Source organism: Undibacterium sp. Di24W (genome assembly GCF_049340325.1).
Lineage (GTDB): Bacteria > Pseudomonadota > Gammaproteobacteria > Burkholderiales > Burkholderiaceae_D > Undibacterium.
Genome location: NZ_JBMPOP010000010.1, coordinates 44,686 through 57,827, shown reverse-complemented (window position 1 = coordinate 57,827; position 13,142 = coordinate 44,686). Strand labels below are relative to the sequence as shown.

Below are 13,142 nucleotides of genomic sequence, written 5' to 3'. Positions count from 1 at the left end.
TCACATAAAACAATAGAAAAATCAAATCTAATACTTGTATGATTGGCGAGCGCCTAAAAAATGTTACGAATTTAATCATCTTAAAATTGCGAAAAAAACCGCTGATGGCATGAGACTCTAAGAATGCAAAGATCTGTTTCTTACCTATGCGATTGAAAGACAATACTATGCATTTTTTTAACAATCCGATGTTGGTTTCAATCATGTATCCCTGCATGCAGATAATGAGCAAGCTCAGTCTGCAAAAGAAACTCCTAGGGATCTTTGGAAGCATATTGTTTATCGGTTTGCTGTTTGGCACCGCACTTCTCTCTAAAAAAAATACTGAGTATGTGGTGGCCAAGAATGAACTGTATGGTGTCACTTTTGCTCAAGTTAATTTCAACTTAATCAATGATTTGCAGAAGATCCGTGCGACTAGAAATAGTCCGAACCAAACGGCTACCTCACAGCAATTACTACGAAAAAATATTCAGCGACAAACCGAAATCATCAATAAAAATGATCCTTTGGATATAAGCGTCAATTGGAAAAAAGTTGCTGACGAACTGCTTGTTCTATCAGAAAAAAAAGGCCTCAATTCCTCAGATATCGATTTATTGAATTCTGTTTTATTGAAGCTGTTCTCATTTAATGAATTAGTGATCGAAAAAAGCGGTTTGCTATTTGACCCAGAGGCAGATACTTACCTATTAATGGATTTAAGTTTGCAAAAGCTCCCCATCTGGCATGAGACGCTATCGCAACTCGCTTTAGTAACAGCAGAAAGTGGAGAGCCGCAAAATATCAGTCGCGCAAAATTTGCTCAAATCACCTCTCTATACGACCGACTACAACTCGCGATTCAAAATAGCGACAATGTTTACGCTGCATTGCTACGAGCCGATGTTGTGGGAATACCGTCAAAAAAAAATGCTGTACTGACGAACCAAGAATTTCTAAATCAAATTCAAAAACAATATTTTGATGCAGACCAAAAACCCAATTTAGACAACTTGAATATGCTCAGGACGCATGCCCTAGAACAGATTCAATCGCTAGAGAACCAAACACAATCTCTGCTTGAATTATTATTAAAGGACCGTGTTCAAAAGTTGAACCGTCATGCTTACCTTATCGCTTTCACCTTGATTGCAAGCATGGTTGCCGCGGCATATCTATTGATGGGATTTTATTTAAGCGTAACGCTTGCAGTAGGAAATTTAGAGTTCGCAGCAAAGACGATAGCATCAGGGGATCTAACCAGGACGGTTAAAGTTGTAGGTAGCGACGAATTTGCACAAACTGCAGTAGAAATTGAGAGAGCCAACGTCAACTTATCTGCTTTGGTTGCCAATGTCCGTACAAATGCAAGTATGGTTCTTGATTTAGGCAAAGAATTATCAGAGGGGATCCAGGACATGGCGATCCGAACAGAGCAACAAGCATCTAGCTTATTTGATACAACTCAGAGTATGGGGACGCTCAGTGAAACCGTTAGGATGAATGCGGCTAATGCAAGTTCGGTCGATAATTTAGCATCCAATGTCCGTAAAATCGCCGAGTCGAGCAGTAATACGATGCACGGTGCAGTAGTAACAATGCAAGGAATTCATACAAGCGCGGTGAAAGTTCAAGAGATTGTTGGCATGATCGATAGGATTGCTTTTCAAACCGATATCTTAGCTTTGAACGCTGCCGTGGAAGCATCTCATGCAGGTGAACATGGCAAAGGATTTGCTGTCGTCGCGACAGAAGTTCGTAACTTAGCACAACGCTCGGCTGACGCTGCGAGGCAAATACGTCGATTAATTGAAGACTCCGTAAATCGGGTTGAGACAGGCGTTGAACAAATTTATGACGTCAATGACACCTTATCAAAAATCGTCAGTGGCATACAAAATTTAGCCAAAGATATTAATGCCATTTCAACCGCATCTACCGAACAAAGTAACAACCTAGCCAGTATTTCTGAAGCGATTCACGACCTCGATGAGATTACCAAGAGTAACAGTCAGATGGCAGAAAATGCTAAATTTGCTTCATCGGAACTAGAAATACGCGCAGCTAAACTGACTTCTGTCGTGTCTGCCTTCAAACTACGTCAAGGAACGGCGGATGAGGCGAGCGCATTAGTCCGCAAAGCAAAGAGCTTATTTGCTATACACGGAATGGATTTACTGACTAGAATTACCGATGACCCAGAAAAAATTTACGTAGATCGTGACATGTATGTTTTCGCATTCGATCGCCAAGGACAGTATCGAGCTTATGCAGGTAACGAGAGCAAACTTTCAATCAACTTGTTCAACGTAACCGGACTCGACGGGCGTAAATTGGTGGAAGATGCATTTGCTCTGCCTGAAAAAGGGGGGTGGGTCGATTATGCTTTTGAAAACCCACTTCTGGGAAGGATAGAATTGAAAACTTCCTATATCGAAAAGATTAGTGATGATATCGTGATTGGTTGCGGCGTTTATAAGTCTCTATAATTTATTGGATTGCATTGAAATGATGAGACATCGACACAAAGCTGAGGTAAGCTTTATGGTCAGCATGTAGTTGAATTCCCCAATATCTTTAACACTTTTAGACTTAAAAGCCATAGCAAGATATTAAAGCAAAAACAGCATTTGTAGTTTTACTGTTCAACTATAAGCATTCTCTGTGGATCAGATATGGACCAAGTAAAAATGATGCTTGCCGTATTGCGTGAAAACTATTTACGCGATTTACCAAGCTATATTGACGATATCGAGCAGACCCTGCTGAACTTAGAACGTTGCGGGTTTCAACTGGACCTATGTCACGATCTTTTTCGTCAAGTTCATTCTCTGAAAGGGAGTGGTGGCACTCATGGTATGAGCTTTATTAGTGATATTTGCCATCCACTGGAAGACCTGTTAACAGATCTGATCGAACGCCCCCTTTTATTAAAAATGACCATTGAAGTCGCGTTGTCTTACGTAGACATTATGCGTAAAGCTTGTTTCGTATATGCGTCTAGACTTGAACCTGGTGACGACCTCAAATCAAATTTACATGAACTTCGTCGCAGTGCTTCGAAACATTCATATTCAGCAATGATTGTCGAATCCTCAGATGTGATCGTGAGCGCAATGAGAGATACTTTGACTGAATTTGGATTCAGGATTGAGCTCATGCAGGACGGCTATGCAGCATTAGGACGTTTGCTAGCGGAGCCATTTGATGTATTAATCACTAGTCTTGAAAATCCTCGTCTTAACGGTATTGCCTTAATCGCCGCAGTGCAAAAATCAGGTACGAAAGTGGCTAAAACAAAAACGATTTTATTGACGACTTCAGACCACTTAGATCATCAAGTTCATCCCGATTTCGTACTACGAAAAAACGCCGAATTAAGACGCGGCTTTCGTGCCAGTGTTTCTCAAGTGATCGCCACCAAAAGAAACTAATAGACTCTGGAAGACGACCTTACTTAACGAATGAAATCTTGCGTAGCGGTAGCAATCGACAAACAAGGAATCAAGAAAGTTTGACGTCGTCATTTCTGGCATCGGCGTAGGTTCTATCTGACTACGCCAATATCAAAAAAATTCTGGAATCGGCTCAAAACGCTGGAAGGAAAAACGCGCTGCGACAAAAAGCCACTGAATACTGTTTTTAACAGTAACACGATTTGGATGTAGAAAATTTTGACTCAAATTTAATCGAACAAACGCCCGAAAAAAAGAATCGCTACGAGAACGGGTATGGACCACTATGCAAAGAGATTTTCTATACGAGGTATCGACTAAACATTAATTTAAAGTCACTTCATCGTTTTCCATAGGCTTCGATAAGACTAGATATTGTATTGAGCGGGACGACCTTATCAACCGCGCCGAGTTTTACCGCTTCTTTTGGCATGCCATAGACCACACAAGATTTTTCATCCTGAGCGATAGTTTCTGCACCAGCGTCATGCATATCTCGCATCCCTAAAGCGCCATCATCACCCATGCCTGTCATGATAATACCCAAGGCGTTGTTGCCTGCACATTTGGCGACAGAACGGAACAATACATCCACCGAAGGGCGATGCCGATTTACTGGTGGGGCATCTAAAATTTCGACATGATATTGCGCACCACTGCGCTTCACTTGCATGTGGCGACCACCGGGTGCCACTAAAGCTCGTCCTGGAATCACGCGATCACCATTTTTCGCTTCTAGCACTTCCATCGCGCAAATTTTATTTAAGCGATCAGCAAAAGCCTCGGTGAATTTCTCTGGCATATGTTGCACAATCACGATACCGGGAGCAGTACGAGAAAGCTTGGTAAGCACAGTCTCTAAAGCTTGCGTGCCCCCCGTCGATGTACCAATCGCTACTAACTTATCTGTTGTGACTGACATTGCACTGTTTAGGCTGGCATTCAGCGCTGGCATCACTTCATCAATTTTAATTTTTGCTGGCACCATTGGTGAGATACCCATGCCGCGCAGAGGCCGTAAGTTAGCGCCAGCAGCGGCTTTGACTGCCTGCACAATATCACCAGCATCGATCTCCAAAAAATTTTTTAAGCCAGCTTTAGGTTTGGTCACAATCGCCACGGCACCCGCGGCTAATGCCTGCATCGAGGTGGCTGCGCCCTTTTCAGTTAAAGTTGAGCAAATGATGACTGGCGTTGGGCGAATCGACATGATTTGCTTTAAAAAAGTAATCCCATCCATCCTCGGCATTTCCACATCAAGCACGATCACATCAGGCCAATTAGAGTTCATTTTATCCATGGCGAAAATGGGATCTGGCGCTGACGCAATGACTTCGATGGAGCTGTCTTTACCTAACAAGGCTGTTAGCACTTGCCTGACAACCGCAGAATCATCAACCAGCATGACTTTGATTCTTGAACTCATTTATTCCATCACCTTCTCAACATGCTTGACCCAAACATCCCCAGACCATAGATCAAACATAATGTTTCTATGGCCGTTACCACCAAGATGCTCTGATTTAATTTTGAAACCATAGTGTTCGAGCAAATCGCGACCGATCTCTACATTTTGTTCCGAGACAGAAAATACCCGTTTGTCTTGCCCCGGAAACTGATTGCCGCCTCCAAAAATTTTGACTTCATAGTCATGCGCAGAAGTGTGTGATTTTTTGATCTCTTGTAAAAACAGATGCATGGTATCTTCGGCGTATTTCCCATCAAGCTCGTTGTGATGCCCAGGGCGCTTATTTTTGGGTAGCATGTAGTGACACATACCCCCGATATGTTTTTTTGGATGCCACATTGTGATAGACACACAGGAGCCCAAAATAGTTCGAATGCGAGTCTCTCTATCACCAAAATAGAACTCACCTGGCTGTAAGAAAATATCAATGTAAAAACCTGGTTCACTCATTTTTCGCTGCTCACTTCACATTTGGATTCGACAAAGAGATCGAATTTTACTGTAATGCAATTATTTATTATGCTAACGCATTACCGCAGATTGCATCTTAATTTGATGCGCAATATAAACAAATTCGTCACTTTTCGACGCCAAAACCGCGCTATATAAAGTCGGAGGTCAACACATGGACAATATCGACAAAAACTAGGGAGAATCGAGGTTTTCAGTCTTAGCTAGCTTTTTGATACACCGATGGGGCAACCAGCTCAAGTGGTGAATCTAAACCGTTCAAAGTTTCGGAGTGACTGATGATGAAATAGCCGCCTGGTTTTAATTTTTCCACTATTTTTTGTACGAGTTTTTTCTTCGTATCACGATCAAAATAGATCATGACGTTACGTAAAAAAATGACTTCGAAGAGACCAAGATCTGGTAATTGTTCTATTAAGTTTGCGGTACTAAAATGCACCCGTTTTCGAATAACTGCATCCATCAAAAAGAAATCCTCAAATTCCTCAAGACCTTTGAGACAATATTTCTTTAACATAGCTCTTGGAATTTTTTCAGCGGCCAGCATAGGATAAAGACCGCGACTGGCTTTTTCCAAAACTCTCGTCGAGATATCGGTACCAATGACCTCCCAGTTATCGGATGCGAACGAATCAGCCAAGGTCATCGCGATCGTGTACGCTTCTTCTCCACTTGAACTCGCAGCGCTCCAAATCCGAATTTGTCTCTGCTTAGCGTATTTGGGAAAGACCACCTTCTCCAAAAATTCAAAGTGTTTCGGTTCGCGAAAGAAATAAGTTTCGTTGGTGGTCAACAGATCAATCGCTGCGGTGGTTTCGTCATCATAACCAGGTCGTCCCAAGAGCGCGAAATAATCGCCATAACTATTCAATCCACGGCTGCGTAATCGCTTATCCAAACGCCCCATCACTAAGGCTTGTTTACCGTCATTGAGTGCAATACCTGTGCGTTCATACAAAAAACGCGAAATCCATTCGAATTCGTTTTTTTGCAATTGCACAGGTGCGGTGGCGCGGATTGGTGTGCTACTCATAAATGGGCTTCCAAGTTGCGGATTCAAAATATCAATATAGCTCAAAATCGTTCAAATTTTGCGTCGCTGAGACCGATATCATCGATGCGTTTTTGATTCTTAACAAACTTTGTTTTACCGACAGCATTGCTTGATGTCAGCTGCCTTGCCGAGCCAATCGAAGATTGTTCAATCCGGAAAAATTCAATCAAGGCCATTAATTGTTCAGCCTGACCAGTCATTTCCTCCGCAGTAGCTGCCAACTGCTCGCTCGAAGAAGCATTCTGTTGTGTAATTTGATTCATTTGATTCATCGCGGAATTAATCTGCCCCACGCCAGCAGATTGTTCTTGTGATGCTGCTGCAATCTCTTGTACCAGATCAGACGTCTTGCTAATACCGGGGACAATCTCATCGATCAAATTGCCAGCTCGCTCTGCTGTCTTGACACTGCCACTGGCGAGATCGCTAATTTCTTTGGCTGCGACCTGACTTCGTTCCGCCAGTTTTCGAACCTCTGCAGCGACCACTGCAAATCCTTTCCCATGCTCACCTGCGCGCGCCGCTTCGATTGCGGCATTCAGAGCGAGCATATTGGTTTGATAGGCGATGTCGTCAATGATGCCTATTTTCGAAGCAATTTCTTTCATAGCCTCTACGGTTTGCTTGACCGCCTCTCCACCTTCAATGGCTTCTCTTGAGGCTTTTGCAGCTATCCCATCGGTAATCTTGGCGTTCTCTGCATTTTGATTAATACCTGCGGCCATTTGCTCGATACTTGCGCTAGTCTCCTCGACACTGCCCGCTTGTTCGCTCGCTGCTTGTGATAGTGCTTGCGAAGTGGCACTGACTTGTTCAGAGGCATTCGACAACGCATCCGTTGCCGTTATTACATCGCCAACAATCTGTGATAACTTATTGACAGTCTCGTTGCTGGCAACTTTGAGTGCCCCAAAAGTACCTTGATAGTCCTTATTGATGGTCTGCGTTAAGTCGCCTTGGGCTAAGGCCGCAAGCACTCGTAAAACCTCATTGAGGCCATCATCGCTAGTATGCATCAGGCGATTAAAATCTCGACTTAACTTCGCGAAAAATCCGGTCTTTCCCTGTTCATCCAAGCGCGTCGTGAAATTACCTGAGACGGCGTTTTCGACAATTTTTTCAATCTCATTCTCTACCGCGACTTCGTCAGTTCTATCCAGCCATTCGACCACACTGCCCAAGCGTTCGCCGCGTTCATTGATAACAGGGTTAGCCGATAAAGCAAATGTTCTAACGCCGATCTTGATTTGTGCCTTATGTGTCGCAGTGAAGCTGGAGAGTAAGCTCCTTTGATGCGATGGATCTTTATGGAATTGATCGATATTGGAACCTACCAGACCGCCAGCAGAAAAATTGGGTAGCGATTTCTTAATATCTTCTTCGGCATTTCGCAGCATGTCTATGACCGAACGGTTGGCATAAATGATGTTCCGTTCGTTATCTGCGATCATGACATTGGTTGCGCTGCCATCTAAGGCAATCTTGATTCGTAAATTTTCAGCGGCCAACTTTTGTTCAGCTTCTAGCGCTGAGAGTTGCTCTGTAATATCTTCCCATTCAACCACGCTTCCCAAACGCTGCCCTTGTTCGTTGATCACTGGGTTAGCGGCAAAAGTGAAGCTGCGTCCACCGAGTTTGAATTGAGTTTGTTGGCTGGAGCTTAATGCAACTAACAATTGTTCCAAGTGATCCGGCTGCGGATGGATTTGCGCGATTTTCGAATTCAACAGCGTGCTTGCGTTGAAATTTGGTAGCTGGGTTTTGATCGCTGACTCAGCCTTGGAAAACATCGCTTGGACGGATTTGTTCATATAAATAATCGCTCGGTCTGGATCGACGATCATGACCTTGGTTGCCGAATTATCTAGGGCTATTTTGATGCGTAAAGTTTCGCTAGCAGCCTTTTCACTTTCTAGTATTCGATGTCGTATGTTATCCACCATCATGCTGAGTGCAGAAGCGATACTAGAATCATCTTTGTCATGCAATTGAATTTCGGCCTGCAAATTGCCGCGTGAAACTTGATTGGCGAACTCAGCGACAATGGCCGGTTCATTGCCAATCTGACGAATAACGACACGTATCATATAGACCATCAGATATGCGACGATGAAAAGTAGAAATAAACATGCGCCTACGGTTTTAACCCTCGCCTTGCTACTTTCTTCAACCAATTGCGCAGTGCGATCATTTAGCTCATTAACCAACTTGAGCTCCAATTCGACATTCCCGTCAATGACCTCAGTGAGTTTTTGGAAAAAATCAGATGCAGGGTATGTGAGCTTTTCAGCGTCGATCAGCGTCTCAGACATTAACTCAAGTGCGGCAGTAATTTTTAACTCTTGAGACCTTAGCTTACCTACGTAGTCGCCATAGCCTGAATTGATGGCAACTAGCTTATTTAAAATGGCTCGATTCTTATCAACACTGATTTTTATTTGCGACTGGCGCCCAATTAAAGCGGCTTTTTCTTGTGTGCTAATCGATTTTCTAGCTAGCATGGCCGTACCTAAACCACGTGCGACAGCGACATTTTCATTCAAATTCAGAATGGTGTCAGTGGTCATCAGCATTAAGAAATAACTGGCAGCATCAGGACTAAATGTCAGTCCACTATTGTCAGCAATTTTATCTACCAATAGTAAGATCTCTTTAACCAACTCGGTATGCTTGGCAAAACTGTCGGCAGCACTCAGTTGGTCACGATTCGTCATTAGTGATTGCCATTGCGAGTGAATTTGCGCGACGGCACTATCTACACCGAGTGTAGGGCGTTTTTTAAGCTCTGTCTGTAAAGTTTCAAGCGCCTTACTGAGGTCTTGACCCGCCTGATTTCGCGCCGAGACTAATTCTTTAGCGCCATTTAAAACTGAAGAATGCAGGCCCCGATGTTTTTGCGCGAATAAGATTGTTTTGACGGCAAAGGGAATGCTCTCTGATCCCATTCTTTCGCTCGTCACGAATGTCACTTCGGCGTTGACAGTTTTTAGATAAAGTGCAAATGGAAGACCGAATAGTAGTAACACAAAAGCGCCAACGATCGAAAACTTCTGCCACATCTTCAAGGATTTGATGATAGATTTCATAGCTGCCTTCCCTCAGTACTGATTGTAATGACTAATACGCCTGGACAGGCCAGACCAAAACAATGCATATTGATTTTTCGCAAGGACATTTCAAAATGCACGGTGACTGAGCTTTGACAGGGAACTTGTCTTTTCTTCTTGTGACGACCTTCTGTGCGGTCTTAATTTATACTGGATGGTGTAATGCAACTTGCTTGATGCTCCCTAGATCCTGCTTAGAGCTCCCGCAACGTAATGAGTGATCTTTAACTTTCGACTTCCTCACTCCTTATTCCACCTAAACCGTGAATTGATTGTCCGAGGGCTAGCATTTCATCAATCGATAGCACCTGGTCCAAATTAAGGACAATCACAAAGCGACCGTCTTTCTTGGCCATGCCACTGATAAAATCAGGTCGGATTTTTGCCCCGAATGATGGAGGCGGTTCGATATCCGTACCCGCAATATCAATCACTTCATTGACCGCATCAACGACGATGCCAATGCTCTGGGTATCTTCTTGATCACCTTGTTCTAACTCGATAATTACGATGCTGGTTCGTCGTGAAATATTGGTGACGCCACGATTGAAGCGTGCAGTCAAATCTACGACCGGAACCACGCGGCCACGCAAATTAATCACGCCACGGATAAAGTTGGGCATCATGGGGACTTCGGTGAGATCGCCATATTGAATGATCTCTTTAATATTCAAGATTCCTAAGGCAAAAACCTCACCACCCAACACGAAGGTCAAATATTGTCCCGATTCGGGGAACTGACTCTTGGTGGTCGTCGTCAGTTCTTTGCTAGTTCCCGATGTACTGATTGCATCCATCGTCTACACTCCTAAAATCGTTCAAATTTGGTTTCGTCAAAACCGCCACCACCCGAGATTGGTTTGTTTCGTTTCGTAGTAGTGAGACTAGGCGATTTGATTGACCGGCTTTGTGTCGATGGCGCAAAGATTTCCTTTTTGACCCACTGTCCGAGTTCAAAGAAACTTACCAATTCGAGCGATTGTTCCGCCTGCCTGGTCATTTCTTCCGCCGTTGCGGCCAATTCCTCACTCGAGGACGCATTAGTCCGCGTGATTTGATTTATCTGATTCATCGCCATGTTAATCTGAGCGACACCTGACGACTGTTCTTGTGATGCCGCAGCAATTTCTTGAACCAAATCGGAAGTGCGCACAGACTGACGATTGCGAAGGTACTTCGGGCCCAGAACAGCAGCGGTGTGCTTCTCAGTATGTATACTTTTTCAGTCATGAGTCACCTACAGATGATTCAAACCCGCAATCGCGTTCAACTGTGAATTATTAACGAGTCGCACGCACCGTTTGACACACAAAACTTACCAAAACTAAACTCACATAGAACTACCGTGTTGCCAACTATTGTTTGTAATGTTGGGTGGTGAAAGAATTCCGCTTCAGGGATTGAGCTGCAATTGCTGATGTGCCTGTTTGGTATAACGTTGGACCATACTCCCTATACTGAGAATTAACGCTACCTCACCGCTACCTAAGATGGTTGAGCCACCTATGCCTTGTAAATGCGCAAAGAGTTTTCCTAGCGGTTTAATGACGGTTTGGAACTCGCCCATCAATCGATCCACCACCAAGCCCGCCTTATTGCCGGCATAGCTGACGACAACGATATTTTGTCGTCTTGGCGCATCGCCACTAATGTCGTACAGTTTACGCAATCGTATAAAAGGTAAGACCTCGCCGCGTAAATCCATGAAATCATTATCACCGCTGTCACGCGGTAACTCTAAACACTCGATCACATTGTCGAGGGGGATCACAAAGGATGAATCACCGACGCCAACGAGGAAACCATCGATGATGGCTAAGGTTAGCGGCATGCGTATCCGCATGGTCGCACCAAATCCTATCGCACTGTCAATGTCTATCGTTCCTCGCAATGAAGTGACGTTACGCTTCACCACGTCCATACCAACCCCGCGCCCTGACAAGTTGGAAACTTGATCAGCAGTGGAAAAACCAGGTTCGAATATAAGTGAGTAGATTTCTTTGTCGCTAAGATTGGCACCGGGACTTACCAATCCTTTTTCTATCGCCTTCGCCAAAATTTTATCGCGATTTAAGCCGCCGCCATCGTCACTAACTTCAATCACGATACTGCCAGACTCATGGTAAGCATTGAGCCGTAATGTACCTTGTGCAGGTTTGCCACGCGCGACCCGAATTGCTGCAGATTCGATCCCATGATCCATAGAATTACGAACTAGATGCATGAGTGGATCACCAATCTTATCGACCACCGATTTATCCACCTCGGTATCACCGCCGGATATTTCCAATATGATGTCTTTACCAAGCTCTATGCTGACATCTCGCACGACACGCTGGAATCGGCTAAAAGTTGTACCTATCGGCACCATACGTAATTGTAAGGCGCTGTCTCGAACTTCCTCTACCAAACGCATCACTTCGCCTGTGGCTTCTAGCAAGGCGATATCGTTGGATTTACTTGCGCGCAAATTTGCGCCCGCACCAGCGATGACTAATTCACCAACAAGATCGATGAGTTTATCTAGGCGCTCGGCATCAACGCGGATATTTTGTTTTTCTCGCGCCTTCGTGTCTTTGACTTGCTGTTGCTTATGTAGGGCTGCATTGAGAATAGGCTCTTGCAGCATTTCTTGATGCACGAGAATTTCGCCAATGGGGGTTTCTTTATTTTGTCCATTGGTTTCACGATGGCGCTTTTGCTGTAAGCGAAGACATTCATCTAATTCGTGCTTGGTTAAGACACCACTCTTGATCAAGATCTCACCGAGTAATTCGTCGTCGTTCGGGAGATTGTTGATGATGTCGATGTATTCATCGATTTTGCTACGCGGTGGAACGATGCGAATGACGCTACCTTCACGCACGAATTCAAAAACATTTTCAATCGCTTCTTTAGTGGCACTACTTTTCAACACCACTTCAAAACCGAGATAGCAGCTCTCAGCGTCCATGTGGTCGATATCTGGGATATTATCAGTAACGGTCATCAAGTTGATGACGTCGCCGAGTGTACTCAGGTAGCGAATGAAGGACAATGGATCCATACCATTACGCAAGCAGTCTTGATTGAATCGCAAGGACAAATACCAATTGCCTGAATCAACGATGCCGCCCCCTGTCGCATGGGTGACATGATCCTCTTGCAACGGTACCACTTGAGATTGTTGATTGCTAGCACCGCCATTCATAAAATGACGTAACTGCTCATGTAATTTCGCACCCGCGATTTTTTGTTCTTCGTTCTCCTCCATGTTGCCAGCAGCAATTCCATCAACCAGGCTACCGATATGGTCACGGCAGGGTAAGAGAACGGCGACTAAGGAAGTCGAGACCGCGATTTCTTCGTTGCGCAGCATGTCGAGTAAGCTTTCAACCACATGCGTGAAGTGAACGATATGATCTAAACCGAACAAGCCAGCAGAGCCTTTAATTGTATGAGCAGCCCTAAAGATGGCACCAATCGCGTCATCAGGATTGTTATCATGTTCTAAACCGAGCAAGCCATCTTCCATGTCTTGTAGTAGTTCGCGACTTTCGATCACGAATGTATCTAGCGCCGCCTTCATCTCATCTTCAAAACTCATATGAAATCTCCCGCTGATC

9 protein-coding genes are annotated in these 13,142 nt (G+C 44.3%); 2 read left to right on the top strand and 7 right to left on the bottom strand.

Annotated elements, in window-relative coordinates:
• The first annotated feature begins 224 nt into the window (after window positions 1–224).
• Both ACO0KZ_RS18540 and ACO0KZ_RS18535 read left to right on the top strand, forming a co-directional pair.
• Complete coding sequence (locus tag ACO0KZ_RS18540; RefSeq protein ID WP_422997961.1) at window positions 225–2,471, top strand: methyl-accepting chemotaxis protein; 2,247 nt, start codon at window positions 225–227, stop codon at window positions 2,469–2,471.
• Window positions 2,472–2,657: 186 nt separating this feature from the next.
• Window positions 2,658–3,416, top strand: a complete 759-nt coding sequence (locus ACO0KZ_RS18535) for an Hpt domain-containing protein (RefSeq protein WP_422997959.1) — start codon at window positions 2,658–2,660, stop codon at window positions 3,414–3,416.
• Between the two features lie 361 nt (window positions 3,417–3,777).
• Here the strand turns inward: ACO0KZ_RS18535 and ACO0KZ_RS18530 are convergent, their stop codons facing one another.
• From ACO0KZ_RS18530 to ACO0KZ_RS18500, 7 genes are all read right to left on the bottom strand, one after another.
• Window positions 3,778–4,863 carry a protein-glutamate methylesterase/protein-glutamine glutaminase gene (locus ACO0KZ_RS18530; protein WP_422997957.1) on the bottom strand — a complete coding sequence of 362 codons (1,086 nt, stop codon included), beginning with the start codon at window positions 4,861–4,863 and terminating at the stop codon, window positions 3,778–3,780.
• Window positions 4,864–5,355, bottom strand: coding sequence for a chemotaxis protein CheD (locus ACO0KZ_RS18525; protein ID WP_422997955.1), 492 nt, complete (start codon window positions 5,353–5,355; stop codon window positions 4,864–4,866). It lies immediately after the preceding gene.
• Between the two features lie 220 nt (window positions 5,356–5,575).
• Window positions 5,576–6,409, bottom strand: a complete 834-nt coding sequence (locus ACO0KZ_RS18520; RefSeq protein WP_422997953.1) for a CheR family methyltransferase — start codon at window positions 6,407–6,409, stop codon at window positions 5,576–5,578.
• A 41-nt stretch (window positions 6,410–6,450) separates the two neighbouring features.
• Entirely contained in the window at window positions 6,451–9,516 is a 3,066-nt protein-coding gene (locus ACO0KZ_RS18515) for a methyl-accepting chemotaxis protein (protein WP_422997951.1), read from the bottom strand.
• A 245-nt stretch (window positions 9,517–9,761) separates the two neighbouring features.
• Window positions 9,762–10,334, bottom strand: a complete 573-nt coding sequence (locus ACO0KZ_RS18510; RefSeq protein ID WP_422997949.1) for a chemotaxis protein CheW — start codon at window positions 10,332–10,334, stop codon at window positions 9,762–9,764.
• Window positions 10,335–10,345: 11 nt separating this feature from the next.
• The gene (locus tag ACO0KZ_RS18505; RefSeq protein WP_422997947.1) at window positions 10,346–10,690 is read right to left on the bottom strand and encodes a hypothetical protein; all 345 of its coding nucleotides are present in this window, start codon (window positions 10,688–10,690) and stop codon (window positions 10,346–10,348) included.
• A 240-nt stretch (window positions 10,691–10,930) separates the two neighbouring features.
• Window positions 10,931–13,123 carry a chemotaxis protein CheW gene (locus ACO0KZ_RS18500; RefSeq protein ID WP_422997945.1) on the bottom strand — a complete coding sequence of 731 codons (2,193 nt, stop codon included), beginning with the start codon at window positions 13,121–13,123 and terminating at the stop codon, window positions 10,931–10,933.
• Window positions 13,124–13,142 lie beyond the last annotated feature (19 nt).

What these genes read in the sequence shown, in the direction of transcription:
- ACO0KZ_RS18535 (WP_422997959.1), top strand. Translation starts at nt 2,658, where the DNA reads ATGGACCAAGTAAAAATGATGCTTGCCGTATTGCGTGAAAACTATTTA.
- ACO0KZ_RS18515 (WP_422997951.1), bottom strand. Translation starts at nt 9,516, where the DNA reads ATGAAATCTATCATCAAATCCTTGAAGATGTGGCAGAAGTTTTCGATC.
- ACO0KZ_RS18525 (WP_422997955.1), bottom strand. Translation starts at nt 5,355, where the DNA reads ATGAGTGAACCAGGTTTTTACATTGATATTTTCTTACAGCCAGGTGAG.
- ACO0KZ_RS18520 (WP_422997953.1), bottom strand. Translation starts at nt 6,409, where the DNA reads ATGAGTAGCACACCAATCCGCGCCACCGCACCTGTGCAATTGCAAAAA.
- ACO0KZ_RS18500 (WP_422997945.1), bottom strand. Translation starts at nt 13,123, where the DNA reads ATGAGTTTTGAAGATGAGATGAAGGCGGCGCTAGATACATTCGTGATC.
- ACO0KZ_RS18510 (WP_422997949.1), bottom strand. Translation starts at nt 10,334, where the DNA reads ATGGATGCAATCAGTACATCGGGAACTAGCAAAGAACTGACGACGACC.
- ACO0KZ_RS18530 (WP_422997957.1), bottom strand. Translation starts at nt 4,863, where the DNA reads ATGAGTTCAAGAATCAAAGTCATGCTGGTTGATGATTCTGCGGTTGTC.
- ACO0KZ_RS18540 (WP_422997961.1), top strand. Translation starts at nt 225, where the DNA reads ATGAGCAAGCTCAGTCTGCAAAAGAAACTCCTAGGGATCTTTGGAAGC.